Source organism: Zobellella sp. An-6 (genome assembly GCF_052487945.1).
The window spans coordinates 223,792-249,077 of the sequence record NZ_CP199259.1 but is presented as its reverse complement, the minus strand read 5'-3'; the positions used below and the strand labels follow the sequence as shown (position 1 = coordinate 249,077).

Annotated in this window: 25 protein-coding genes and 1 pseudogene; 13 read left to right on the top strand and 13 right to left on the bottom strand. The window is 65.6% G+C overall.

What is annotated here, in order from left to right; translation table 11 throughout:
* Positions 1–33 precede the first annotated feature (33 nt).
* Positions 34–828 (top strand): Cof-type HAD-IIB family hydrolase, encoded by a 795-nt coding sequence (locus tag ACT7DK_RS01110; RefSeq protein ID WP_445395483.1) that lies wholly within the window; start codon positions 34–36, stop codon positions 826–828.
* Position 829: 1 nt separating this feature from the next.
* Here the strand turns inward: ACT7DK_RS01110 and ACT7DK_RS01105 are convergent, their stop codons facing one another.
* Positions 830–1,276: an EVE domain-containing protein gene (locus tag ACT7DK_RS01105; RefSeq protein ID WP_445395481.1), complete on the bottom strand. Its 447-nt coding sequence runs from the start codon at positions 1,274–1,276 to the stop codon at positions 830–832.
* Positions 1,277–1,378: 102 nt separating this feature from the next.
* On the opposite strand from ACT7DK_RS01105, the gene ACT7DK_RS01100 reads away from it, so the two are divergent.
* The 3 genes from ACT7DK_RS01100 to murQ are packed head-to-tail and all read left to right on the top strand — an operon-like array spanning position 1,379 to position 3,589.
* Positions 1,379–1,564, top strand: a complete 186-nt coding sequence (locus ACT7DK_RS01100; RefSeq protein ID WP_445395479.1) for a hypothetical protein — start codon at positions 1,379–1,381, stop codon at positions 1,562–1,564.
* A gap of 2 nt (positions 1,565–1,566) precedes the next feature.
* Complete coding sequence (locus tag ACT7DK_RS01095) at positions 1,567–2,658, top strand: anhydro-N-acetylmuramic acid kinase (RefSeq protein ID WP_445395477.1); 1,092 nt, start codon at positions 1,567–1,569, stop codon at positions 2,656–2,658.
* Between the two features lie 16 nt (positions 2,659–2,674).
* Positions 2,675–3,589, top strand: a complete 915-nt coding sequence (gene murQ, locus ACT7DK_RS01090) for an N-acetylmuramic acid 6-phosphate etherase (protein WP_445395475.1) — start codon at positions 2,675–2,677, stop codon at positions 3,587–3,589.
* Here murQ and ACT7DK_RS01085 read toward each other — a convergent pair.
* Positions 3,586–3,924, bottom strand: a complete 339-nt coding sequence (locus ACT7DK_RS01085; RefSeq protein ID WP_445395473.1) for a hypothetical protein — start codon at positions 3,922–3,924, stop codon at positions 3,586–3,588. The genes murQ and ACT7DK_RS01085 overlap by 4 nt on opposite strands.
* A gap of 178 nt (positions 3,925–4,102) precedes the next feature.
* Here ACT7DK_RS01085 and ACT7DK_RS01080 point away from each other — a divergent pair, with 178 nt between their 5' ends.
* Positions 4,103–4,981 (top strand): aldo/keto reductase, encoded by an 879-nt coding sequence (locus ACT7DK_RS01080; RefSeq protein WP_445395471.1) that lies wholly within the window; start codon positions 4,103–4,105, stop codon positions 4,979–4,981.
* Positions 4,982–4,983: 2 nt separating this feature from the next.
* On the opposite strand, the gene ACT7DK_RS01075 is transcribed toward ACT7DK_RS01080, so the two are convergent.
* The 4 genes from ACT7DK_RS01075 to ACT7DK_RS01060 form a co-directional block, all read right to left on the bottom strand.
* Entirely contained in the window at positions 4,984–6,243 is a 1,260-nt protein-coding gene (locus tag ACT7DK_RS01075) for a TRAP transporter large permease (RefSeq protein WP_445395469.1), read from the bottom strand.
* Positions 6,234–6,725, bottom strand: coding sequence for a TRAP transporter small permease (locus ACT7DK_RS01070; RefSeq protein WP_445395467.1), 492 nt, complete (start codon positions 6,723–6,725; stop codon positions 6,234–6,236). Before ACT7DK_RS01070 ends, ACT7DK_RS01075 begins: the two co-directional genes overlap by 10 nt.
* A 72-nt stretch (positions 6,726–6,797) precedes the next feature.
* Positions 6,798–7,787: a TRAP transporter substrate-binding protein gene (locus ACT7DK_RS01065; protein WP_445395465.1), complete on the bottom strand. Its 990-nt coding sequence runs from the start codon at positions 7,785–7,787 to the stop codon at positions 6,798–6,800.
* A gap of 227 nt (positions 7,788–8,014) precedes the next feature.
* Positions 8,015–9,037: a LacI family DNA-binding transcriptional regulator gene (locus ACT7DK_RS01060; protein ID WP_445395463.1), complete on the bottom strand. Its 1,023-nt coding sequence runs from the start codon at positions 9,035–9,037 to the stop codon at positions 8,015–8,017.
* Between the two features lie 236 nt (positions 9,038–9,273).
* On the opposite strand from ACT7DK_RS01060, the gene ACT7DK_RS01055 reads away from it, so the two are divergent.
* The 7 genes from ACT7DK_RS01055 (at position 9,274) to ACT7DK_RS01025 (ending at position 18,975) form a co-directional block, all read left to right on the top strand.
* Positions 9,274–10,242: a sugar kinase gene (locus ACT7DK_RS01055; protein WP_445395461.1), complete on the top strand. Its 969-nt coding sequence runs from the start codon at positions 9,274–9,276 to the stop codon at positions 10,240–10,242.
* On the top strand, positions 10,239–11,225 hold the full coding sequence (locus ACT7DK_RS01050; RefSeq protein ID WP_445395459.1) for an NAD(P)-dependent oxidoreductase: 987 nt from the start codon (positions 10,239–10,241) through the stop codon (positions 11,223–11,225). The genes ACT7DK_RS01055 and ACT7DK_RS01050 overlap by 4 nt, the downstream gene beginning before the upstream one ends.
* A gap of 88 nt (positions 11,226–11,313) precedes the next feature.
* Complete coding sequence (locus ACT7DK_RS01045; RefSeq protein WP_445395457.1) at positions 11,314–12,069, top strand: sugar phosphate isomerase/epimerase family protein; 756 nt, start codon at positions 11,314–11,316, stop codon at positions 12,067–12,069.
* A gap of 64 nt (positions 12,070–12,133) precedes the next feature.
* Positions 12,134–13,975, top strand: coding sequence for a phosphogluconate dehydratase (edd, locus tag ACT7DK_RS01040; protein ID WP_445395455.1), 1,842 nt, complete (start codon positions 12,134–12,136; stop codon positions 13,973–13,975).
* Entirely contained in the window at positions 13,972–14,658 is a 687-nt protein-coding gene (locus ACT7DK_RS01035) for a bifunctional 4-hydroxy-2-oxoglutarate aldolase/2-dehydro-3-deoxy-phosphogluconate aldolase (protein ID WP_445395453.1), read from the top strand. Before edd ends, ACT7DK_RS01035 begins: the two co-directional genes overlap by 4 nt.
* 296 nt (positions 14,659–14,954) lie before the next feature.
* Complete coding sequence (locus ACT7DK_RS01030; protein WP_445395451.1) at positions 14,955–17,633, top strand: cation-translocating P-type ATPase; 2,679 nt, start codon at positions 14,955–14,957, stop codon at positions 17,631–17,633.
* A 22-nt stretch (positions 17,634–17,655) separates the two neighbouring features.
* Positions 17,656–18,975, top strand: a complete 1,320-nt coding sequence (locus ACT7DK_RS01025) for a hemolysin family protein (RefSeq protein WP_445395449.1) — start codon at positions 17,656–17,658, stop codon at positions 18,973–18,975.
* Between the two features lie 113 nt (positions 18,976–19,088).
* Here the strand turns inward: ACT7DK_RS01025 and ACT7DK_RS01020 are convergent, their stop codons facing one another.
* The 3 genes from ACT7DK_RS01020 to ACT7DK_RS01010 all read right to left on the bottom strand — a co-directional run bounded on the left by ACT7DK_RS01020 (position 19,089) and on the right by ACT7DK_RS01010 (position 21,827).
* Entirely contained in the window at positions 19,089–20,150 is a 1,062-nt protein-coding gene (locus ACT7DK_RS01020; RefSeq protein ID WP_445395447.1) for an AI-2E family transporter, read from the bottom strand.
* A gap of 72 nt (positions 20,151–20,222) precedes the next feature.
* Positions 20,223–20,714: a TIGR00645 family protein gene (locus ACT7DK_RS01015; protein ID WP_445395445.1), complete on the bottom strand. Its 492-nt coding sequence runs from the start codon at positions 20,712–20,714 to the stop codon at positions 20,223–20,225.
* 90 nt (positions 20,715–20,804) lie between these two features.
* Entirely contained in the window at positions 20,805–21,827 is a 1,023-nt protein-coding gene (locus tag ACT7DK_RS01010) for a CNNM domain-containing protein (protein WP_445395442.1), read from the bottom strand.
* Positions 21,828–21,904: 77 nt separating this feature from the next.
* On the opposite strand from ACT7DK_RS01010, the gene ACT7DK_RS01005 reads away from it, so the two are divergent.
* Positions 21,905–22,138, top strand: a complete 234-nt coding sequence (locus tag ACT7DK_RS01005; RefSeq protein ID WP_445395440.1) for a hypothetical protein — start codon at positions 21,905–21,907, stop codon at positions 22,136–22,138.
* Positions 22,139–22,345: 207 nt separating this feature from the next.
* Here the strand turns inward: ACT7DK_RS01005 and ACT7DK_RS01000 are convergent.
* The 4 genes and pseudogenes from ACT7DK_RS01000 to ACT7DK_RS00985 all read right to left on the bottom strand — a co-directional run.
* Positions 22,346–22,896 (bottom strand): annotated as a pseudogene (locus tag ACT7DK_RS01000) (IS5 family transposase); the annotation flags it as partial.
* On the bottom strand, positions 22,871–23,707 hold the full coding sequence (locus ACT7DK_RS00995) for a S1C family serine protease (protein ID WP_445402245.1): 837 nt from the start codon (positions 23,705–23,707) through the stop codon (positions 22,871–22,873). The gene ACT7DK_RS00995 and the pseudogene ACT7DK_RS01000, both read right to left, overlap by 26 nt.
* Before the next feature lie 111 nt (positions 23,708–23,818).
* Positions 23,819–24,784, bottom strand: a complete 966-nt coding sequence (locus ACT7DK_RS00990; RefSeq protein WP_445395438.1) for a zinc metalloprotease HtpX — start codon at positions 24,782–24,784, stop codon at positions 23,819–23,821.
* Positions 24,762–25,226 (bottom strand): phosphate-starvation-inducible PsiE family protein, encoded by a 465-nt coding sequence (locus tag ACT7DK_RS00985; RefSeq protein WP_445402243.1) that lies wholly within the window; start codon positions 25,224–25,226, stop codon positions 24,762–24,764. The genes ACT7DK_RS00990 and ACT7DK_RS00985 overlap by 23 nt, the downstream gene beginning before the upstream one ends.
* Positions 25,227–25,286 lie beyond the last annotated feature (60 nt).

The window sequence follows — 25,286 nt, the reverse complement described above, 5'->3', positions numbered from 1 at the left end:
GGGTCGCCCGTTCCCAGCCAACAGGACAGTCCTATGTACAACGTGATAGTGTCGGATCTCGACGGCACCCTGCTCAACAGCCATCACCAGGTTTCCGACTACACCCGGGAGGTGCTGCACCAGCTGGTGGCCCGGGATATCGAATTCATCGTCGCCACCGGCCGCCATTACGTGGACGTACGCTCCATCCGCGACAAGCTGGGGCTGAACGTCAGCCTGATCACCAGCAACGGCGCCATGGTGCACAACCCGGACGACAAGCTTATCTACAACCAGACCATTCCCGCCGAAATGGTGGAGGATCTGGTCGGCCGCTTCCGCCTGCCCGGGGTACACCTCAACGTGTACCGGGGCGAGCACTGGCTGGTGGAGGAAGAAATGCCGGGCATGCTCGACTTCAGCCCCGACAGCGACTTCCGCTACCGGCTCACCGATCTGCGCGCCACCGCCAAGCAGGGGGTGGAAAAGGTGTTCTACGCCGGCGATCACCAGCAGTTGCTGAAAATGGAAGAACTGCTGCTGGACCACTTCGGCGACCGGCTCAACATCACCTTTTCCCTGCCCCAATGCCTGGAGGTGATGCACGGCGAGGTCAACAAGGGCTCGGCGGTGGCCTCGCTGATGGGCCTCAAGGGCATGCCACTACAGCGGGTGATCGCCTTCGGCGACGGCATGAACGACTACGAGATGCTGTCCGGCGTGGGCCGCGGCGTGGTCATGGCCAACGCCCATTCCCGGCTGCAGGACGCCCTGCCCCGCCACGAACGCACCCTGAGCGCCGACGAAGACGGCGTGGCCCGTTACCTGGCCGGGGTGTTCGGACTCTGACTCAGGCCATCGCCAGTATCGCCCGCCACTGCGCCGGGGTGACCGGCATCACCGACAGCCGGCTGCCCTTCTGCACCAGCGGCATCCCGGCCAGGGCCGGGTTGGCCTTCAGCGCCGCCAGCGGCAGCAGCGGCAGGCGGCGTTCGAAGGTCAGCTCCACCGCATACCAGGTAGGCTGGTCCGGGCTCGACTTGGGGTCGAAATAGGCGCTGTCGGGATCGAAGGCGAAGGGGTCGGGAAAGCCGGCCCGCACCACCCGGCCGATGCCGGCGATGCCCACCTGCTTGCAGCTGGAATGGTAGATGAACACTTCGTCACCTTCCTGTACCTCGTCACGCAGGAAGTTGCGCGCCTGGTAATTGCGCACCCCCTCCCAGATGGTATTGGCCCGGGCCAGATCGTCGATGGAAAAGGTGTCGGGCTCGGTCTTGAACAGCCAGTAGGCCATGGTGCTCCCTCGTCATTTATTTGTGCCGCCCGCTGGCGGCTATTGCAGGTCTATGGCAACCTTGTGGGTTGAAAATAGTGGCCTTTCACGGAGAAATACGCAATGCACAAACCGCTGTGGCTCGGCCTGGCGCTGCTGCTTACCGCCTGTGGCGGCAGTCCCACGCCCCCGCCTCCCGCCCCCGAACCCACCCCGGTGGTGGAAGCCGAGCCCGAGCCGCAACCCTTTGAAAACGGGGTGATCAGCGTACCGGTCAGCCCGGTGCAAGAGCTTCCCGGCACCTGGTGATCATGGACAACTACATCGGCATCATGTCCGGCACCAGCCTGGACGGCATCGACGCCGTGCTGGTCGAGACCGACGGCGAACGAGTCCGCCTGCTTGAACGCACCACGGCCCCCTTCGATCCCGGGCTGCGCGACCGGCTGCTGGCCCTGGCCGGCGGTGGCGCCGTCACCGCCCGGCAATGGGGCGAGCTCGATGCCGAACTGGGCCGGGCCTATGCCGGCGTGGTGCTGCAACTGCTGGCGTCATCCGGCCGGCAGGCCGCCGACATCCGCGCCATCGGCTGCCACGGCCAGACCGTCTGGCACCAGCCCGGCGGCCCCCTGCCCTTCTCCCTGCAGCTGGGCGACGGCAACCGGCTGGCGGCCGAAACCGGCATCACCACCGTCAACGACTTTCGCCGCAAGGACATGGCCCTGGGCGGCCAGGGCGCGCCCCTGGTGCCCGCCTTCCATCAGAAGGTGCTGGGCGGCACCGACAAGGTGCGGCTGGTGGTGAACATCGGCGGCATCGCCAATATCACGGTGCTGGCGCCCGAGGCGCCGGTGCTGGGCTACGATGTCGGCCCCGGCAACATGCTGATGGATCTCTGGTGCCGGCGCCACACCGGCGCCCCCTTCGACCGGGACGCCGCCCTCGCCCGCCGCGGCCGGGTCTTGCCCGAGCTGTTGTCGCGCTTTATGGCCGAGCCCTGGCTGGCCCTGCCCGCCCCCAAGAGCACCGGGCGGGAGCTGTTCAACCAAGCCTGGCTGGACCGGCACCTCGCCGGCGACGAGGCGGTGGCCGACGTGCAGGCCACCCTGGCCGAGTTCACCGCCACCGCCATCGCCCGCGAGGCACAACGGTGGCCTGCAGGCGAGCTGCTGGTGTGCGGCGGCGGCGGCCACAATCCCCTGCTGCTGGAACGGCTGGCCTCCCAGCTGCCCGGCTGGCGGGTGGACACCACCAACGCCGCCGGGGTGGACATGGACGCCATGGAAGCCATGGCCTTCGCCTGGCTGGCCCACCAGACCCTGCACGGCCTGGCCGGCAACCTGCCGGCGGTGACCGGCGCCCGCCGGCCCGCCATACTGGGCGCCATCCATCTGCCCGGCTGAACCCGAAGGTATCCCCATGCAACACCACGACCTGCTCAACGATCTGGCCCGGCTGGCCTCGGAAGGGCGCAACCCGGACACCCTGGATATCGATCTGAAGAGCACCCTCGACATCGTCACCACCATCAACGCCCAGGACCAACGGGTGCCGGAGGCGGTGGCCCGGGTGCTGCCCGAGATCGCCGCCGCCGTGGATCTCATCGTCGCGGCCTTGCGCCGGGGCGGCCGCCTGGTCTACCTGGGCGCCGGCACCAGCGGCCGGCTGGGGGTGCTGGATGCGTCCGAATGCCCACCCACCTTCAGCGTGCCGGCGGGCATGGTGGTGGGGCTCATCGCCGGCGGCGAGGCGGCCATGTTCCGCGCCCAGGAGGGGGCGGAGGACGACGCCGCCCGGGGCGAGCAGGATCTGCGGGACATCGACCTGTCCGATAAAGACGTGGTGGTGGGCATCGCCGCCAGCGGCCGCACCCCCTATGTGCTCGGCGGCCTGCGCTACGCCCGTGCCCTGGGTGCCGGCACCGTCGCGCTGGCGTGCAATCCGGGCTCCCTCATCGGCCGGGAGGCGGCCATCGCCATCGAGCCCGAGGTAGGGCCCGAGGTGATCACCGGCTCCACCCGGCTCAAGTCCGGCACCGCCCAGAAGCTGGTGCTCAACATGCTGAGCACCGCCAGCATGATCCGCCTGGGCAAGGTGTACCAGAACCTGATGGTGGATTTGAACGCCAGCAACAAGAAGCTTGAGGCCAGGGCCATCCGCATCGTGATGCAGGCCACCGGCACGGACGAAAGTACCGCCGCCCGGGCGCTGGACGACGCCGAACGTGAGGTCAAGCTGGCGATACTGATGCTGCTGTCGGGGCTGGGCAAGGCCGAGGCCCGGGCCCGGCTGCAACGGGGCCAGGGCGTGCTGCGCCGGGCGCTGGAGGATTAGGGTTCACCGGAGGACGACTCGTCGTCCTGGGCCAGACGGGCGCGCAGCTTCTCTTCCCGGCGGCGATACCAGTGGGCCTTGAATGCCGTCCACCAGTCGTGGGACAGCTCGCCGCCGTGAGCCTCCAGCAGGGCGATCACCCGATCCAGGGTCAGCACGGCGGCGTCGTAGTCGATATCCAGCCAGTGCTTGCGCACCACCACCTTGACCACGCCCGGCTCGGCGCCGAACACCTCCGCCAGCCGCTCTATCTGCAGCTGGTTCATATGGTCGAGTTTAAGGTGCCGTCGGACCAGGGCGCGCTCGTCCTGGGCCGGTGAGGTCGGTGATGTCATGGCCTGCTCCTGTGCTCTGCTCTTATTCTAGTCGTTCCGTTCCTGACCGAGTTAAGAGCAAAGGACCGCCAAAAGCAAGCCTTGCCGCCACCGGCCAGGGCCAGCGACAACCGTTGCAAAGCCCGGCCCGCTGCGCCACCATAATGCGGAATTAATTTCCAAAAAGTGAGAGGTACAGATGGACGCCACCGTCACACTCAAGGCCATGGCCGGCCAGCCGGCCATCGAGCTGCCCGCCATCGGCCAGGGCACCTGGTACATGGGCGAAGGACTGGCCCCGCGGCAGGACGAGGTCCGGGCCCTGCAACAGGGGCTGGAGCTGGGGCTGCGGCTTATCGACACCGCCGAGATGTACGCCGACGGCGGTGCCGAGGAAGTGGTGGGCCAGGCACTGAAGGGCCGCCGGGAGCAGGCGTTCCTGGTGTCCAAGGTCTACCCCTGGAACGCCGGCCGGCAGAGCGCGATCCAGGCCTGCGAGCGCAGCCTCAAACGCCTGGGCACCGACTACCTGGATCTCTACCTGCTGCACTGGCCGGGCAGCGTGCCCCTGGACGAAACCCTCGAGGCCTTCGAGCGGCTGCAAGCGCAGGGCAAGATCCGGCGCTTCGGGGTGTCCAACTTCGATATCGACGAGATGCAGGAACTGGCGTCCCTGCCCGGCGGCGAGCGCTGCGCGGTCAACCAGGTGCTCTACCACCTGGACTCCCGGGGCATTGAACATTCGCTGCTGCCCTGGCAGCGCCAACAGCGCATGCCGACCATGGCCTACTGCCCCCTGGCCCAGGGCGGCCGGCTGCGCCGGGAGCTGCTCGGCCATCCGGAGCTGCAGGCCATCGCCGCCGAGCTCGGCGCCACCCCGGCCCAGGTGCTGCTGGCCTGGGCCATCCGCCCGATAAACGGCCGGCGCGACGTCATCGCCATCCCCAAGGCGGTGCAGCCCGAACATGTGCAACAGAACGCCGGGGCGCTGTACTTGCGGCTGGACGACGAGGTCCTGGCCCGGCTGGACGCCGCCTTCCCGCCGCCCCGGCGCAAGGAACCGCTGGATATCGTGTAACGCTACACCAGCAGCAGGATGGGGAAGGCGATCACCGCCAGCAGCACCAGGATGATCACCGAGATATAGGGCAGTACCGAGCTGAACGACCTGTTCAGCGGCAAACCTCCTATGGTGCCGGCGATCAGCAGGCACAGGCCGTAGGGTGGCGTGATCAGGCCGATGGACAGGGTGATGATGACGATGATCCCCATCTGCACCGGCTCCACCCCAAGCAGCAGGGCGGTCGGGTAGACCACCGGCACGAACAGCACCATGGCCGGTATCGCGTCCATGAAAGTGCCGATGAACAGGAAGAGCAGCACCACCACAAACATGAACAGGTACTTGTTGCCGCCCAGCCCGGCGAAAAACTCGGCCACCAGACTGTTGATCTGGTAGTAACCGAGGAACTCGCCCAGGGCCGAGGCCGCCGCCAGGGCGAACAGCGACAGGCAGCTCAGCTTGAGGGTGTCGATAAAGATCTCGGGCAGATCGCTCAACCTGATGGTCTTGTAGTAGAAGGCGCTGATCAGGTAGGCGTACACCGCCGAGAACGCCGCTGCCTCGGTGGGGGTATAGATGCCCCCGACGATGCCGCCGATGATGATCAGCGGGGTGATCATCGCCGGAAGGGCGTCCTTCAGCAGCGCCATGAATTCGCCGCGCGATACCTTGTCCGCCACCGGCAGCCCGTCTTTCCTGGCGAAGTAGCTGATCATCGCCATCATGCCGAAGCCGATCAGCAGCCCGGGGAGCAGGCCGCCGATAAACAGCTGGCCGACGGAAGTGTTGGTCAGTCCGCCGTAGATCACCATGGTGATGCTGGGCGGTATAATGCTGCCGATGGTGGACGAGGCCGCCGTCACCCCCACCGACATCTCAGGGCTGTAGCCCTTCTTGGTCATGCTGGGGATCAGGATCTTGCCCACCCCGGCGGTGTCGGCGGTGGACGAGCCGCTGACCCCGGCGAACATCATCGACACCATCACGTTGGCATGGGCCAGGCCGCCCGGCTTGCGCCCGACCAGGGCGATGGAAAAGTCGATCAGCTTGCGTGAAATCCTGCCGCTGTTCATCAGGTTGGCGGTCAAAATGAACAAGGGGACCGCCAGCAGCACATAGGAGTTCAGCCCGTAGAACATCTTCATCGGTATCATGGTATTGGGAATACCACCGATGCTGGCCACCCCGGCCAGGGCGGCGATGCCGATGGCGAAGGCAATCGGAATGCCGAGAATAATCAAGGCGACGAACAGTACCACTATCAGCCCTAGCTCCATGCCGGCTTCTCCCTTTTAATGCAGACCCGGATCTCCTTCAACATGCCCTCGAGCAGGTAAAGCGAAGAAGTCGCAAACGTAATCGGCAGTACCAGCCAGACATAACCCTGCTGCAACGACGGCAGGGTGACCCACTTGGAATGCCAGAAGGTGTCGGTAATCTCCACGCTGTAGAAGGTGCACAGCACGCAGAACACCAGCATGACCGACTGTTCGAACAGCACCAGCGCCAGGCGGGCCCGACCGCTCAGTTTCATCGCCAGGGCGTTGAAGCTGAAGTGCTTTTTCTCCCGCACCATGACGGCGGCGCCGGAAAATATCGCCCAGATAAAGGCGTTGACCGCCACTTCCTCGGTCCACAGCACCGAGATGTTCATGTAGCGCGCCAACACCTGCAGCAGGGTGGCGGCCACAAAGATGACCAGCGCCAGGGTCCCGATCGCGAGCTGGAGCCTGGCCAGCCAGGTGATAAATCGTTCCATCGTCACTACCCGTTGTATGGGGCTGCACCCGGAGTGCAGCCGATTCCTTGAAGTTTCACGCCCCGGCGGCCGTTACCGGGCCTGCCGGATCTGCTCGACCAGCTCGCTCATGCCGTGCTGTTCGGCCCATTGCTGCTGGATTCGCTGTGCCACCGCCATGAACGGCTGGCGGTCCGGGGTGTTGACGATGGCGCCGCCCTCGATGGCCTGCTGCTTGTACTGGCTTTCCTCGGTATAGATGGCCTGGCGCTCGGCCCGGGTCGCCTGGTGCACCGCCGCCATAAAGCGTTCGCGCTGCTCGTCGCCCAGCTTTTCCCAGGTGGTGTTGCGCAGCAGCAGCAGCCGGGTGGTGTAGTCGTGGCCGGTTTCCGAGATGTACTTGCCGTTGGCGGTCCTGTGATGCTCCATCGGCACCAGGTAGGGGTAGGCGTTCTCGGAGGCATCGACCACGTTGCTGGACAGTGCCTGATACAGCTCGGCCCAGGCCACGGAGGTGGGAACCGCCCCCGCGTCGAGCCAGAACTGGGACACCACCCCGGCGGTCTGGGTGCGGATCTTCATCTGCTTCAGGTCCTCCAGGCTGTTGACCGGCTTTTTACCATACCAGTGGCGCACCCCGGCCGACCAATAACCGACGACGCGATATTTTTCGCCGGACTTGGCGAAGATGATGTCCGCCATCTTGTCGCCGACCTCGCCATCGACCACCGCTTCCCAGTGCTCGTAGTCGTCGAACAGATACAGCAGGGAGAAGAGGTCCACCTCATCGATGCCGGCGGAAGTCATGAAGCCCGGCGACACCAGCACCAGGTCGGCCCCTCCCAGCACCAGTTTTTCCATCAGTTCGTTTTCGTTGGTGCCGATGGTGCCCGCATGCACCTCCACGCTGAACTCCCCGCCCTGCTCGGCCACCTCTTTCAGCTTCAACATCCCTGTCTGATAGGGGCTGGAGATGTTGGTCTGGTTGTGCGCGGCGATGATGCTGATGGCGCCGGAGTCCGCCTCCTGCTCGCCACATCCCGCCAATGCCGCCGCTACCAATAACGCCAATACCTTTTTCATTCCGTCCTCCAATATCCTGAGTCATGTTCCGTGTGCAAGGCACCGCCATGTGGCACGAAAGAATAATGGAACCGGTTCCCAAAAAAAGAAATGGGATCTCGTGGTTTTTGTGATGCTGCCTGCATATTGGTAAACGACATGTGACAAAGATCATAAAAAAGGGGGAGGTTGAATAAAAAATCGCCTCGCGGCGATTTTTTATGCTTTGGGGCTGAGGACTCTCGCCACTACATGCCAGTAGAGCCGCGGATCACCAGTTCGGCGGGATACCGGTGATGCCGGGGCGCATCGCTGTCGCCCTCAATGCGCCGGAGCAGGATGCGGCAGGCGGTCTCGCCGATAAGCAGGCTGGGTTGGCGCACCGAGGTAATGCCCGAACCCGGCAGTTCCGCCCAGTCCGGGTCGTCCACGCTGAGCAGGCCGATCTGGGCGCCCCAGTCGATGCGCAGCCGCTTCAGCGCCTTGGCGGTGCTCATGGTGACCACCCCGTTCCCCGTGACGATCGCCTTCTTGAGGCCACGGTGGCTGGCCACAAAGTCAGTAATCGCCTGTTCCAGGCTCTGTTCATCCCGGGTCAGTTCAAAGAAATCACAGCTCATGCCCGCCACCTCGCCCACGTATTCCTGCAGCGCCCGCAACCGCTCGAGCCGCGTATCGATGGCCAGCGACTGGGTGAGGAACAGGATGGACTCATACCCCTGTTCAACCAGGTGCCGCGCGGCGATGTTCATGGCCTGGCGGTTGTCCAGGCCGACCACGTCGCACTCGATGCCGGCCCCCTTCCGGTCCACGAAGACGAAGGGGCAATCGATGTCGGCGAAGGCCCCCAGCGACTCGTCGGACATGCCCACGGAATTGATGATCACACCGTCGACCCGGTGGCTGCTCAGCAGGGCAAGATAGCGGTTCTGCTGCTCGGGCTCGTTGTTGGTGTTGCACACCATCAGCATATAGCCGGCCTCGTTGCAGACCCTTTCCACCCCCCGCAACACGCTGATGGAGTAGGGATTGGTGATGTCCGCCAGCACCAGGCCGATCAGCCTGGAACGGCCGGCCTTGAGCGCCCGGGCGGACTGGCTGGGACGATAATCCAGCGCCTTGATCGCCGCGCCGATGCGGGTGCGCAGATCCTCCGACAGCAGGCCCAGCTCGCCGTTGAGGTAGCGGGACACGCTGGTCTTGCCGGCCCCGGCCTGCCGGGCCACGTCGGATATAGTTGCATGAGATTGTTTTTTAATGCTTTTTTTCAAATCAATACCATCCTGTTCGGGCACGGCAACCATAGTGACGGAGGCCTTGCGCCGTGCTTGCCCCCGGCTTCGGCAGTCCCCGCCGTGACACTGTCATATTATGCTTTTTTTCTGCGCCGTTTCACAAAATTGGGCCAAGCGACTTTAACACGTTATGGAACCGGTCCCATAATCATTTCCCGTCGACCGGCTGACCGGCCGGACGCGAACTTCAACCTCACAAGCGAGAGGATGCCATGACATCGGTACAGAATCTGGATGTGGTGACCATCGGCGAAGCCATGGCCATGTTCACGGCCCAGCAGCGCGGCGCCCTGGCGGATGCCAGCAGCTACATCCGCCGCCTGGCGGGGGCCGAGCTGAACGTGGCCATCGGCCTGGCCCGGCTCGGCTTCGGCGTGGGCTACGTCACCAAGGTTGGGGCCGACGCCTTCGGCGAGTACATTCGTCGCGAGATCGCCGGGGAAGGGATCAATACCGACAAGGTGATCACGGATCCACGCTTTCCCAGCGGCTTTCAACTGAAGGCCAGAACGGACGACGGCAGCGATCCCCGGGTGGAGTATTTTCGCCGGGGCTCGGCGGCCAGCACCCTGTCAACCGGCGACTACGACGCCGGCTTCTTCACCGCCGGCCGGCACCTGCACCTGAGCGGGGTGGCGGCGGCGGTGTCCGACAGCCTGCGCGCCCTGTGCCATACCGCGCTCGACGGCATGAAGCAGGCCGGACGCACCGTATCGTTCGACACCAACCTGCGCCCCGGCCTGTGGCCGGATCCGCAGACCATGGTGGGCGAAGTGAACGCCCTGGCCGGCAAGGCCGACTGGGTGCTGCCGGGCATCGAGGAAGGCGAAATTCTCACCGGTCAGCGGGAGCCGGCGCGCATCGCCGACTTCTACCTGGAGCGCGGGGTCGGCGTCGTGGTGATCAAGCTGGGCCCCGCAGGCGCCTACTACAAGACCGCTCGCGGCGAGCAGGGCACGGCGGCGCCCTTCCCGGTGGCCAGGGTGGTCGACACCGTCGGTGCCGGCGACAGCTTCGCCGTGGGCGTGATCTCCGCCCTGCTGGAAGGCTTGCCCCTGGCCCGGGCTGCGCGGCGGGGCAACCTGCTGGGCTCGCTGGCGGTCCAGGTGGCCGGCGACAGCGAAGGCCTGCCCGACCGTTCCACCCTCGACCGGCTGCTCGCCGACAAGGAAAGCGCATGAAACCGAAAATCGTGTTGTACAAAGCCCTTCCCGAGGCGGAGCTGGCCCGCTTGCGGGACCGGTTCGAGGTCAGCGCCTTCGACGGCATCGGCCCCCACAACAGGGCCGACTTTATGGCAGCCCTTACCGAGGCAGAGGGGCTGATCGGCGCCAGCGCCCCGGTCACCACTGAAATGCTGGCGCAGGCGCCCCGGCTGCGGGCGGTGTCCACCATTTCGGTGGGCATCGATCAGTTCGATCTCGCCACCCTCAACCAACGCCGCATCGCGCTGATGCATACCCCCTCGGTGCTGACCGAAACCACGGCAGACACCCTCTTCGCCCTGGTCATCGCCACCGCCCGACGGGTGGTGGAGCTGTCGAACCTGGTGCGTGACGGCCGCTGGCAGGGCAGCATAGGGCCCGAGCATTTCGGCGTGGACGTGCACGGCAAGACCATGGGCATCATCGGCATGGGCCGCATCGGCTACGCCCTGGCGAAGCGCGCCCGACTCGGCTTCGACATGAAGATCAACTACTACAACCGCAGCCCGCACCAACAGGCGGAAGCGCAGCTGGACGCCACCCGGATGTCGCTGGACGCCCTGCTGGCCGAGGCCGACTTCGTCTGCCTGGTGCTGCCGCTCACGCCCGGGACCGAGCGCTTCATCGGCCGGGAGCAGTTCGCGCTGATGAAGCCCGACGCCATCTTTATCAACGGCTCGCGCGGCAAGGTGGTCGACGAACCGGCGCTGATCCAGGCCCTGCAGGAGCGCCGCATCCGCGCCGCCGGCCTGGACGTGTTCGAGGTCGAGCCGCTGCCGGGCAGCTCGCCCCTGTGCCGGCTGGACAATGCCGTGCTGCTGCCACATATCGGCTCCGCCACCCACGAAACCCGGCTGGCCATGGTGCGCTGCGCCGTCGACAACCTGATCGCCGCCCTCGACGGGGATCTCGGCCGCAACTGCGCCAATGCGGCGGCCGTGTTCCCCCCACAGGGCTGACAGCCGGGGACCTTTTTCGTCCGACAACGGCACCGATACCACTTTTATCCCGGATACGGCTGCCGTATCCGACTACAGGAATCACCACATGCAAGCAGAGGTTATCGTCGTTACTTCCGCCTACGGCTACGACACCGTGCGCGCCATGGGCGGCCAGGCGGCATTGCTGCCGATCATCGCCGCCAGCGGCGCGGACGGCGTGGAAATACGCCGCGAACTGCTCAACCGGGACGAATCGCTCCCCGGCCTGGCGGAGCAGATCCGCGCATGCCACCTGAGCTGTGTCTATTCCTCTCCCACGCCCCTGTTCGACCCCACCGGCACGCCGGATCTGCACGGGCTGACGGAACGGCTGGACGAGGCCGCCCAGCTGGGCGCCCGGCTGCTCAAGCTGCCCCTCGGCCATGCTCCGGACAACCCCGGACTGGCCGGCCTCGAGGGCCTGCTGCGCGCCGGCGACATCCGGCTGTTAATTGAAAACGACCAGACCTCCGAGGGTGGTACCCCGGCCCCCCTGCTCCGTTTCTTCCAGGCGGTACAGCAGCAAGGCGCCCCCATCGGCATGACCTTCGACATGGCCAACTGGCACTGGCTGGGGGAGGACAAGGCCCAGGCCGCCGCGCAGTTGGCGTCTTTTGTCGAATATATCCACGTCAAAGCCAGCCGGGAGCGCGACGGCAAGGTGCATGCCGTGGCCCTCGACGAGGCGCCGGATACCTGGGCCCCGCTGCTGCCCCTGTTGCCGACGACGGTGCCGCGCGGCATCGAGTCGCCGCTGCTGGGGGACGATCTGGCTGCAGTTACCCGCGGCTATGTGAACCGACTGCGCATCCCGACCGCCTGAGTTGCGTAATCACCCATCACTAAAAACAGAACGGCAACCAAAACAACCGAACAGGAAGTCAGCCATGCATCATACCCTTGAACACGTCACTGCGCGGATCCTGGCCCGCAGCCGCGCCAGCCGGGCCGCCTACCTGCAGCGTATGGAACACCAAGCCGCACAGGGCAAGGCCAGGGCCGGCCTGGCCTGCGGCAACCTGGCCCATGTGGTGGCCGCCGCCTGCTCGGCGCAGAAGGCACGGCTGCTGGACATGACCCGGGCCAACCTGGCCATCGTTACCGCCTACAACGACATGCTGAGCGCACATCAGCCCTACGATGCCTACCCCGCCGCCATCAAGGCGGCGCTGGCCGAGCACGGCCACAGCGCTCAGGTGGCCGGCGGCGTGCCGGCCATGTGCGATGGCATCACTCAGGGCCAGCCGGGAATGGAGCTATCCCTGTTTTCACGGGATCTGATCGCCCAGGCCACCGCCGTGTCGCTCAGCCACAACGCCTTCGATGCCACCCTGCTGCTCGGCATCTGCGACAAAATCGCCCCCGGCCAACTGATCGGCGCGCTCAGCTTCGGCCAACTGCCCACCGCCTTTATCCCCGCCGGCCCCATGCCCACCGGCATCGGCAACGAGGAGAAGGTCCGCGTCCGCCAGCAATATGCCGCCGGCCAGGTCGGGCGCGAGGCACTGCAGGAAATGGAAAACCGGGCCTACCACGCCCCCGGCACCTGCACCTTCTACGGCACCGCCAACAGCAACCAGCTGGTCTTTGAAGCCATGGGCCTGATGCTGCCGGGCGCCTCCTTTATCGCCCCGGGCACCCCGCTGCGCCAAGCGCTGACGGCGGAGGCGACGCTGCGCCTGGCGGCCCAGGCGACGGGGGTGGCGAGCCGCCCCCTGTATCGGGTGCTGGATGAAAAAGCGGTGGTCAACGGGGTGGTGGCTCTGCTCGCCTCCGGCGGCAGCAGCAACCACACCCTGCATCTGGTAGCCATCGCCCGGGCAGCGGGCTGGATACTGAACTGGGACGACTTCAGTGAACTCTCGGCAGTGGTACCCCTGCTGGCGCGGATCTATCCCAACGGACCGGCCGATATCAATGCCTTCCAGGAGGCGGGCGGCGTGCCGCTGCTGCTGCGCCTGTTGGCCGAACGGGGGCTGCTGCACACCAACGCCCTGCCGGTCTACGGCGACTACCGGGACTACCTCAGCGCCCCCGCCCTGGATGCGGACGGCCGCCTGCTATGGCGACCCCGTACCGAGACCCGGGATCCGACGGTGATCGCCCCCCGCGGCCAGGCCTTCAGCGCCAGCGGCGGCCTCAGGGTACTCGATGGTAATCTGGGCCGCGCTGTCATCAAGGTCAGTGCCGTGGCGCCGGAACATCGCCTGATCCAGGCGCCGGCCCGGATATTCGACAGCCAGCAGGCGGTGGTCGAGGCTTACCAGGCGGGCGAACTGCATCAGAATGGGGTGATAGTGGTGCGCTTCAACGGTCCGGCGGCCAACGGCATGCCCGAACTGCACCAGCTGATGCCGCTGCTCGGCAACCTGCAACAGGCCGGCCACCGGGTGGCCCTGGTCACCGACGGGCGCCTGTCGGGCGCCTCGGGCAAGATACCGGCAGCCCTGCACCTTACCCCGGAAGCCGCCCGGGGCGGCCCCCTGGCCCGGCTGCGCGACGGGGATCTGATCACCCTGGACGCGGAGCGCGGCACCCTGACGGTGGACGCCCCCCTCCAGGAGCGCCCGTCCGCCACCCCGGACCTGAGCGACAACGACGCCGGCTGTGGCCGGGAGCTGTTCGCCCCCCTGCGGGCGCTGGTGTCCGACGCGGAGCACGGCGCCAGCCTGTTTTCACCCCCGGCGCCGGCACGACCGGCCCGCTCACAAGAGGAAGAACCAAGATGACGTGGCAACTCCAACCCGACGCGGTCTTCGCCGCTTCCCCCCTGATGCCGGTGATGGTCGTCGACCGGCCCGAGCAGGCGGTGCCCCTGGCCCGCGCCCTGTTGGCCGGCGGTATCGACGTGTTCGAGGTAACCCTGCGCACCGATGCGGCCCTGGCCGCCATCACCGCTATCGCCGAAGCCCTGCCCGAGGCGTTAGTGGGGGCCGGTACCGTGCTGACCCCCGAGCAATACGATACCGCTGTGGCCGCCGGCGCCCGTTTCGTGATCTCGCCGGGCTGCACTCCCCGCCTGCTGCAGCACGCCGCCCGGGGCAGCGCCCCCCTGATCCCCGGGGTCAGTACCCCCTCGGAGATCATGCAGGCACTCGAGCTCGGCTACAGCAGGCTCAAGTTCTTTCCCGCCGAAGCCAACGGCGGGGCGGCGGCGCTCAAGGCCATGTCCGCCCCCCTGCCCCAGATACGCTTCTGCCCCACCGGCGGCATCAGCCCGGACAACCTGGCCGGCTACGCCCGCCTCGGCTGCGTGGCCACGGTGGGCGGCAGCTGGATGCTGCCCGCCGACGCCATCGCGGCCGGCGACTGGGAACGGGTGACCCGCCTCAGCCGGGAGGCGGTCACCCTGCTCGGGGAGCTGCACCGTCAGGCTGCCGGCACCACCATCAGGCGGCGCCGGGACTTGTAAAGAGACAACAGGGATTGCCTCCGCCGACCGTCACATGCCAAGGATGGCATGTGACGAGCATCACAGGGATGTACTTGAAGCGTGTCGGCGGAGGCGGCCCTGTTGCCTCTTCATCTAGGTTGCAACAGACAAGCCACCGGTTGGTTAACTTCCAAACTGATCGGTGCTCTGGCCCTCCCATTTAACCATTTGAAAACAGATGGTTATCATTATTTGTGGTTGCCATCCCGCCCCTTCCGGCCCTATGGTGGAAGGGGTAGCGGCTGGCGGAGCCGACCACGGGAGGGAACACCATCATGCAGACACCGGCACCACGCTGGCACCGGTTGACCACGGAGCAAACCGCCTCGGCGCTGGGCACCGACGCCAGCCGTGGCCTGAGCGACCGGGCCGCCCGGCAACGGCTGGCCGAGCACGGTGAGAACCGCCTGGCCGAAACGGCGCCCCGCCCCCCCTGGCTCCGGTTCCTGGACCAGTTCAAGGCCGTCCTGGTGCTGGTGCTGCTGTTCGCCGCCGGGCTGGCCTGGGCCATCGGCGATCTGAAGGATGCGGTGGTCATCCTGCTGGTGGTGCTGTTCAACGCCGCCCTCGGCTTTTACCAGGAGCACCGGGCGGAACGCACCCTGGCCGCGCTCAAGGGCATGCTGGTGCCCAGGGCCAGGGTCAGGCGCAACGGCCAGGTACAGGAACTGGCCGCCGCCGAGCTGGTGCCCGGCGACCTGGTGTTGCTGGAGGCGGGCGACCAGGTGCCGGCCGACGGCCGGGTGCTGGCCGCCCACGCCCTGGAAGTGCAGGAGGCGGCGCTGACCGGGGAGTCCCAGCCGGTCGGCAAGCTCGCCCCGCCGCTGGCGGAGGACGAGCTGCCTCTGGGCGAACGCTGCAACATGCTGTACATGAACACCACCGTCACCCGGGGACGGGGCGAAATGCTGGTGGTGGCCACCGGCATGAACACCGAAATGGGCGGCATAGCGACGCTGATCGCCCAAGCCCCGGAAGGGGAAACCCCGCTGCAGCGGCAGCTGGATCGGCTGGGCAAGCGGCTGGCGGCCATCGCCGGGGTGGTGGTGGTGGCCATCTTCGCCATGACCCTGCTGCGCGGCACGCCCTGGGCCGAAGCGGCGATGACCTCGGTCGCCCTGGCGGTGGCCGCCGTGCCCGAAGGCCTGCCCGCCGTGGTCACCGTGACCCTGGCCATCGGCATGTGGCGCATGGCGCGCAAGAAGGCCATCCTGAAGAAACTGGCGGCGGTGGAAACCCTCGGCGCCACCACGGTGATCTGCACCGACAAGACCGGTACCCTCACCCTCAACCAGATGACCGCCCGGGCCGGCTGGCACGCGGGCCACCGCTTCAGCGCCAGCGGCCAGGGCTATGGCAGCGACGGCCGGATCCACAGCGAGGGCGGCCCCGGGCCGGCGGCCATGCTGCCGCCCATGGCGCTGTGCACCGAATCGCGGGTGCGCGACGGCAAGCTCATCGGCGATCCGACCGAGGGTGCCCTCTATGTGCTGGCCCAGAAGGGCGGCCTGGATCCCCAGCGGGAGCAGGAGCGCGCACCTCGCCTCGCCGAGATCCCCTTCGATTCGGCCCACAAGTTCATGGCCACCTTCCACCACCGGGGCGACCGGGTGCTGATGTACATCAAGGGGGCGCCGGACATCCTGCTCGGCCACGCCGGCCACTGGCAGCACGGCGACGGCCCCCGCCCGCTGGACGCCGCCGCCGCCCGCGCCATCTCCCGGGAAAACGACCACCTCGCCGGCCAGGCGCTGCGGGTGCTGGCCGTGGCCCAGCGGGAGATCCCCGCCCGCGATTTCGATCCGGGCGAGGATCTCTGGCGCTGGGTCGGCGACTGGACCTTCCTGGGACTGGTGGGGCTGATGGATCCGCCGCGCCCCGAGGCGGCCGAGGCCATCGCCCACTGCCGGGCCGCGGGCATCCAGGTGAAGATGATCACCGGCGATCACAAGACCACGGCGGCGGCCATCGCCCGGGAGCTGGGGCTGCCGGGCGGGGTACTGTCCGGTGCCGAGCTGGAACGCATGGACGACGCCGAGCTGGCCCGCCGCATCGACGACATCACGGTATTCGCCCGGGTCTCTCCCCAGCACAAGGTCAAGATCGTCCGGGCGCTGCGGGCCGACGGCCATGTCACCGCCATGACCGGCGACGGGGTCAACGACGCCCCCGCCCTCAAGGCGGCGGACATCGGCGTCGCCATGGGCATCACCGGCACCGCCGTGACCCGGGAGGCGGCGACCCTGGTGCTGACCGACGACAACTTCGCCACCATAGTGCAGGCGGTGGAGGAAGGCCGCACCATCTACGACAACATCGTCAAGTTCGTGCGCTTCCAGCTGTCCACCAACATCGCCGCCATCCTCACCGTGCTCACCGCCACCCTGCTGAGCCTGCCGATGCCCTTTACCGCCATCCAGCTGCTGTGGATCAACATCATCATGGACGGCCCGCCCGCCATGACCCTGGGGGTGGAGCCGCCCCGGCCCGGCCTGATGCGGGAGCCACCGCGCCCGCCCGGGGCGCAGATCCTGTCCGGCCGGCGCCTGGGCCGGCTGGCGCTGTATGGCCTGACCATGACGGCGGGCACCCTGGCGATGTTCGTCTACGGCCTGGTGCAGGACGCGCCGGAGCGGGCCGGTACCCTGGCCTTCACCACCTTCGTGCTGTACCAGTTCTTCAACGTGTTCAACGCCCGGGCGGAGCAGGGTTCGGCCTTCAACCGCCATTTCCTGGCCAACGGCAAGCTGTGGCTGGCGCTGGCGGCCGTGCTGCTGCTGCAACTGCTGGTGGTGCACTGGCCGCCGCTGCAGCAGGTGTTCGCCACCGTCGCCCTCGGCCCGGGCGACTGGCTGCGCTGCGCCCTGGTGGCGTCCAGCGTGCTGCTGCTGGACGAGGCAGCCAAGCTGATCCTGCGGCTCTGGGCCCGCTACCGTTCTTCCACCGCCGGCTGAGCCGGAACGCCGAGGAGGCCGTATGGAGCTCGTTCTGTTAATCGTCCTGATCCTGTGCAACGGCCTCTTCGCCATGGCGGAGATCGCCCTGGTCACCGCCCGCAAGAGCCGCCTGCAACGGCTGGCCGACGAGGGCGACCGGGCGGCGGCGGTGGCGGTCCGCCTCGGCCGGGAGCCGACCCAGTTTCTGTCCACCGTGCAGATCGGCATCACCGCCATCGGCCTGCTCAACGGCATAGTGGGGGAAGCGGTCCTGGCCGGTCCCCTCGCCGGGCTGTTGCGGGAGTCCGGCCTGAGCCCGGGCGCCAGCGCCATCGCGGCCACCGTGATGGTGGTGGCCGGCATCACCTATGTCTCCATCGTCGTCGGCGAACTGGTGCCCAAGCGGCTCGCCCAGTTCAATGCCGAGGGCATCGCCCGGCGCGTGGCCCGGCCCGTGTCCTGGCTGGCGCAGCTGTCGCGTCCCTTCGTCTGGCTGCTGTCCGTCTCGACCGACGGCCTGCTGCGGCTGATCGGCCAGCAGGCGCCGAGCGGCAGCCACCTGACCGAGGAGGACATCGACGCCATGCTGGTGGAAGGCTCCCTCAGCGGGGTGATCGAACCCTATGAACACGACATGGTGCGCAAGATTTTCCGCCTCGACGACCGACGGATCCTCTCGCTGATGACGCCGCGCAGCGACATCGTCTTCCTGGACATCGACCATCCCCGGGAGCTCATGCTGGCGCGGGTCAACGACTCCGAGCATTCCTGCTTCCCGGTGTGCCGGGGCGGCATCCAGGAGGTGCTGGGCGTGGTCACCGCCAAGCAGTTGCTGCGCCAGCAGCTCAGTACCTCGCCACCGGCGCTGGACGAGCTGCTGCAACCCGCGGTGTTCGTGCCCGAGTCCCAGACCGGCATGCAGCTGCTGGCGCAGTTCCGCCGCTCCGGCATCCGCATGGTGTTCGTGGTGGATGAATACGGCGACGTCCTGGGGCTGGTGACCCAGCAGGATCTGCTGGAAGCCCTGGCGGGGGAATTCCACTCGCCGGAGCCCGGGGAGTTCTGGGCCGTGCAACGGGAAGACGGCTCCTGGCTGCTGGACGGCCTGCTTCCTGTGCACGAGCTGCAGGACCGGCTCGGCCTCAAGCGGCTGCCGGGAGACGGACGCGGCCGCTACCACACCCTGGGCGGCATGCTGCTGTGGCTGTGGGGGCGCATTCCCGACACCGGTGAATACCTGGACTGGGAGGGCTGGCGGCTGGAAGTGGTGGATCTCGACGGCAACCGCATCGACAAGGTGCTGGCCAGTCCGCTGGCCGACGCCACCGGGCAGGCACCGGCCGGCGACGAGTCCCTCTGAGCCGGGGAGCCGCTGCCGCCGGGAGGCCGGCTCAATCGCGAGCACGCCGTTGAAAAAGCCGGTCTGAAACGCCCCGCTTCATCATCCTGGTCGCTCGGGAAGCGCCTTGCTCCTCATGGCTGCGCGACCGGGTCCAGGCTGTGCAGCCATTCACGCCAGATCGCCACCAGCAACGCCATCAGCACCGGACCGACAAAAAGTCCGACAATGCCCATGGTGGTCACCCCGCCGACAAGGCCGAAGAAGGTCGGCAGAAAAGGCAGCTTGATGGGCCCGCCCACCAGCCGCGGCCTGATGGTCTTGTCGACGATGAACAGCTCGATCGCCCCCCACAGGAACAGGCCCGTCGCCATCACCATCTCTCCGGTGCCGGCCAGGTAGAGCGAAACCAGGGTAAAGGACAGCGGCGCGCCGCCGGGGATCAGGGCCATAAAACCGGTCAACACCCCCAGCGCTACCGGGGACGGCACGCCGGCAACCCAGTAGGCGATGCCCAGCACCACCCCCTCGCCCAGGGCGATCAGCCCCATGCCGGTGACGGTGGAGCTGACGGTGGCCGGCACCATGCGGGAAAACCGGGCCCAATGCCCGCCCAGCACGGACTCCCCCACCCGATCCAGCTGGACGGCAAGGGCATGACCGTCCTTGTACACGAAGAACAGGGTGATCAGCAGGAAGACCAGGATCAGAAACAGATGGAAGGCCCTGCTGCCCAGCGCCAGCAACCAGCGGTAGATATTGCCCAGCTGCTCGCCGCTGAATAACTGTACCAGTTCGCTCAGGGCATGGGGTTCGGCCACATACTGCTGCCAGTAAGGCTCCAGCCATTCTCCCAGCGCGGGCAGCGAGTGCAGCCAGCCCGGCATGGCTGCCCCTTCCCGGTTCACCTCGATCAACCACTCCACCCAGTGCTTGATTTCACCGAAGGCATAGGTGAAGGCGAACGACAGGGGTACGACCAGCACCGTCATCACCGTCAGCACGGCAATGCTGGCGGCCAGTAGCTCCCGTTCGCCGCACAGCCGCAGCAACCGGCGATAGAAGGGCCAGCTCGCAAAACCGATGATCAGGGCGCCGAGCACAGGGACCAGGAAGTCATGGAAAAAATAGACCGCCACCAGCAGCAGGAAGATCAACAGCCAGCGGGAAATCAGGTTGTCGGGCAAGGTTCTCAAGGGTATCGACTCAACAGCCTCGGGTGTCCGGCAGCATAGCCACGGGCGGGCCAAGACGCCAGCCCGCCCGCCTCATTTACTTCTGGTGATCTTGTCCAGGTAGCCCATGGCGAAGGCCGACAGCACGAAGGTGATGTGGATCAGCAGGTACCACTTGAGCTTGTCGTTGGGGATATTCTCGGTGTTCATGAAAATTTTCAGCAGGTGGATGGAGGAAATCGCCACTATGGAGGCCGCCACCTTGTTTTTCAGCGAACCGGCGTCGAGCTTGCCCAGCCAGCCCAGCTTGTCGTCGCTCTCCTCCACGTCCAGCCGGGACACGAAGTTTTCGTAGCCGGAGAACATCACCATCACGATCAGGCCGCCCACCAGGGCGATGTCGATCAGCGACAGGGTCACCAGGATCAGATCCACTTCCTTCATCGCCAGGATATTGGGCAGGATATGCAGGATTTCCTGGAAGAACTTGATGCCCAGTGCCACCAGCACCAGGCTCAGCCCCAGGTAGATCGGCGCCATGATCCAGCGCGACGAATACATCAGTTTTTCAATCAGTCTTTCCATTGTTCATGTTTCTCAAGATTAATCGGTTCTGGCGGAGATATGACCGAATCGGCCGGGCAAGGAGCCCGCCCGATGACCGGACCTGCTAGCTCAGTCTTCCGCCAGGTTCTTCAGGCGGTGTTTCCAGCGCCGCTTGGCGTACCGGCGCATATTCGGAATATCGTCGGTCTCGTCCATGATCGGCTTACCGATGATGGTCTCGATCACGTCCTCCATGGTCACCAGGCCCAGCCAGCTGCCATATTCGTCATACACCAGGAACATGTGCTGACGCTCGTGCATGAACTGGCTCATCAGGTTCTCGGCGTTGAGCTTGTCCGACACTATGGTGACCGGCTTGATCAGCGAAGTGACCGGCTGTTCCGGGTCGGCGTGGATGATATCGTAGCGGAACAGCAGTCCCAGCGGGGTTTCATCCTTGTCGATCACCGGGTAACGGGAAAATTGTCCGGATTTCACCTGCTCGGCAAAGTCGGCCACCCTGGCGCCGGGTGCGACCACTTCACACACCGTCCTGGGGGTCATGATGCTGCGGACGGTGATATCGTGCAGATCCAGGATATTGGCGATGACCCGCTGCTCGTCTTCGTCCAGCTTGTTCAGTTCACGGCCCAGCACCGAGAGGGCCTTGATCTCCTGCCGCAAGTCATGCTCGGGTGCATGGCCGCCGAACAGCTTCATGATCTGGTCCGAGACCCAGATAAAGGGCTTCAGGACAAAGATCATGCCGTTCAGCAACCGCGGCAGTACGGGCGCCAGCGTGCGCCAGTAGCGGGCACCGATCGATTTCGGCAGTATCTCCGACAACACCAGGATCAACACCGTCATGATCGCCGAGGCCGCCCCAAGATAGCCGTCGCCAAAGACGACTGTGACCTGGGCACCGACCCCGGTGGCGCCCACGGTGTGCGCGACGGTGTTGAGGGTCAGGATGGCCGCCAGGGGCTGGTCGATCCTGTCCTTGAGCACCTTCATGCTCTCGTGCAGCTTCGGATTGGAGAGCTTGAGCTGGGCGATGTAACTGGGGGTTATCGACAGGAGCGCGGCTTCAAGGATGGAACAGAGGAAGGAAACACCGATTGAAAGTATAGCAAAAGCTATCAATAAACTCATAAAGCGAGTTAAAACCTATGGTTATGGACTGCCTATATCATAGGGGCGAGCGGGGCAGGGATGCAATCAAAAGCATAATGAATGAACAGCACCACGCCCCGAATCCAGGCGGCATCGGGGTCGGCATGGGCTGGAAGGGCCTGGTCGACCACCTGATCGAGGGCGGCATGCTGGTCGGGCTGGAGTCACTGAGCCTGCGGACGCAGCGGGGCTACGGCCTGATCGACGTCCGGCCCGATACCACTCACATGTGCACTGACAATAAAGTTTGTACACTAATGACGATTGTGACAATAAAGTTTGCACACTAAATCATAAGCCACTGAAATTTAAACAGATAGTTCAGTGGCTTAGCTGAAACCTACTATGATTCTATCAAGTCAGGTAGCAATGAAGCAGGATCACATTCCAGCGTCTGAGCAAGCTGATACAGCTTTTCCACGGTAATGTTAACCTCTCCCCGGCGCTGTTGATCAAATCAGAGCTGGGGCAGCCTGTTCCTACAGGATTTTGTGCCCTTAACTGACCGGTTGGCGAACAGGCATACCGAGCCCGATGACTTTGTTCATAACCTTCACCCCGGCAAGGATTTCGCCGACCTGACCGTTGTATTTACGCAGGCTGAGCTTGGGGCTCACCAGCTGCTTGTAACGGGACATCGCCGTTTCTGCCAGCGAACGCTGATGGTAGCCTGATGTGCTTTTCCATTCGGACAGACTCCCTGATTTCAGTGCCGTGACCACCTCGTTTCTTGGATGTCCTTCTTCCCAGTAGCCCGCATTTTTGCGCGGTGGGATGGTCGCTTTGCTGCCTTTTTTGAGCAGGAGTTGATGACATTCCCGAGTATCGTAAGCGCCGTCGCCCGACACATGATGTAACTGACGCCGCAACGGGTTGAGCAAGGCAAGACCTCGTTATCGGCCACATTCTCCAGGCTGACCTCGGCGGCGATGACTTCGTGAGTCCGGGCATCCACGGCTAGGTGCAACTTGCGCCAGACCCGGCGTTTATCCTTGCCATGCTTGCGTTGTTTCCATTCGCCTTCACCGAACACCTTCAGTCCGGTGGCTGCCGGTCAGCGCCTGCAGACGCGCGTTGAGCTGCTCATCCACCTCGATGCCCAGCGCCGGACGGATGTACTTGCCGGTCTTTATGAGTTGCGGCACCACGCGCATGACGGTATCGACCGGCACCGCAAAGCCGATGCCGGCCGAGGCGCCAGACGGACTGTAGATGGCGGTATTGATGCCGATCAGCCGCCCAGCCGAATCGAGCAACGGGCCACCGGAATTGCCGGGGTTGATAGCGGCGTCGGTCTGGATCAGGTGGTCAATGGCCGGGCCACTGGCGTCGCCGGAAAGGGTGCGGTCAAGCGCCGAGACGATGCCGGTGGTGAGCGTCCAGTCGAGCCCGAAGGGATTGCCAATGGCAAAGACCTTTTGCCCCACCTTGAGATCGGCACTGGTGCCCACCGGCACCGCCGGCGGGCGCTTGAAGCCGACGCCAATCTTGAGTACCGCGATGTCGTGCGCAGGACTGGCGCCAACGAGCGCAGCCTGATAATCGCGACCGTCGGCCAGTTTGACCGTGGCAGACGATGCCCCCTGGATCACGTGGAAGTTGGTCACCACGTGGCCGGCATCGTCCCAGATGAAGCCGGAGCCGGTGCCGCGCGGCACGGAAAAGACATTGCGCGACCAGACGTCACGCACTAGTTGTGCCGTGGTGATGTAAACCACCGACCCGCGCGATTTCTCGAACAGTTCGATGGTGGCCTGTTCGTCAGCGGCCAGATCGCCACGCGGCGTGACGGTGCGCTCAGCGGCTTGGCGCGGGCTGAACCAGGCTTCGATGGCGGGCAGGAACTGCCAGAACAGCATGAGTGCTGCAACGCACGCAGTGATGACGAGCCAGCGCCGGATGAAGGGATCCGGTGCGGGGCGTGGGTACGGGTCAGGGTAGGCCATGAGAAGTCTCCTGGTGATAGACAATCAGCGCCATAGCCCGCTCGGGCGCCAGCGCGGCGGGCGCGGCGTCACAGCGGATTCCGGCAAGAAATGGGGCGCGTGAAACGGCAAGGCTGTTGCTGGTCCAGGCGCCAACGCCAGCAGGCGTGAGATACGATCTTGCGTTGCCGGATGGGTGCGCAACCAGGAAGGCTCGGGATTGCCCCATCCCGGCCGCAGCCAGGCACGCCAGGAGCGACTGACCCGCTCGATTTTCGCCAGCGCGGACGCCAGCCCTTGCGGGTCGCCGGTCAGTTCCGCCGCGAGGCGATCAGCGTCGAACTCACGCACGCGAGACAGGCCGAGCTGTGCGAGCAAGGCCAACTGGGGCGAGGCGATCAGCAGAAGCAGTCCAGGCCAATTGACCGCCACCGCGCCGGCCAGCAGTGCGGGCAAGCTGAACACAATAGCGATCTGTCCGACCATCGCCAGCAGGCTCGTGAGGCGACTGACGGAATCCGCCAGCCCCATGACACGCAGATCCTCATTAGCGATGTGCGCGACCTCGTGCGCGAGCACACCCGCCAGTTCGCGCGAACTCAGGTTGCGCAGCAGGCCATCGGTGAGGGCGATCGATGCATGCTGCTTGGAGCCGGTGGCGAAGGCGTTGACGACGGCACTGGGCACGTAGTGCGGCACCGGCGTGGCGGGCAAACCGGCACGGGCGGACAGCTCGCGCAACAGAGCCCAAATTTCCGGGGCTTCGTGCGGGCGCAAAGCCCGTGCGCGGTACAGGCGCAAGGTCAGCGCCGACGCGGCTGTCGGCTCCAGCAGCAGCGCGCCAGCAACGGCAAGCAGCGCGAGCCACAGGCCGCTTTCCCCGAACAACAGACTCCCCGCAGCGGCTGCGATCCCGACCAGGGTCAGGACCAACAGCCCGGTCTGCAGGCGGTTGCGCCAGCGGTGTTGCAACAACGCCGCGCGCGGGTCACTGGGATGATGATGGGTCATGCTCAGAGGTCTCGGCGGCACGGTCATCGCGCATGCGCAGCAGCCAGTAGGTCGCACCCAGAGCCAGCGTAGCGCCTGCCAGCGCGGCGATCTTTGCGGGGCTCACCTCGGGGTCAAGGATCACGAACTTGCGCGCCAGCGCGATCAGAGCGATGAGGATCACGGTCTTGACCTGGATGATGCTGTCCCGACGCAGCGCCACGCGCACGATGGAATGCTTGAACTCCATCGCGATCAAAAGCGTCATGATCATGCCAAACACGCTCTGGAATACCTTGTGGTCCATGGGATTGAAGGCATCGAGGACCAGCAGCGTGAAGACGATGGCGATGAGCTGGAACAGCGACACCACGATGATGACGGCAATGACCGCCGACAGAGCGAGGGCGATAACCTGCTCGAAGCGCTCGTAAAACGTCATCAACCGCCACTGGGAGCGCATCTCTTCAAGGGTCGTGTGGCCAGGTTCTTTATGCATAAGCGTTGCTCTCTCTTTCAATGA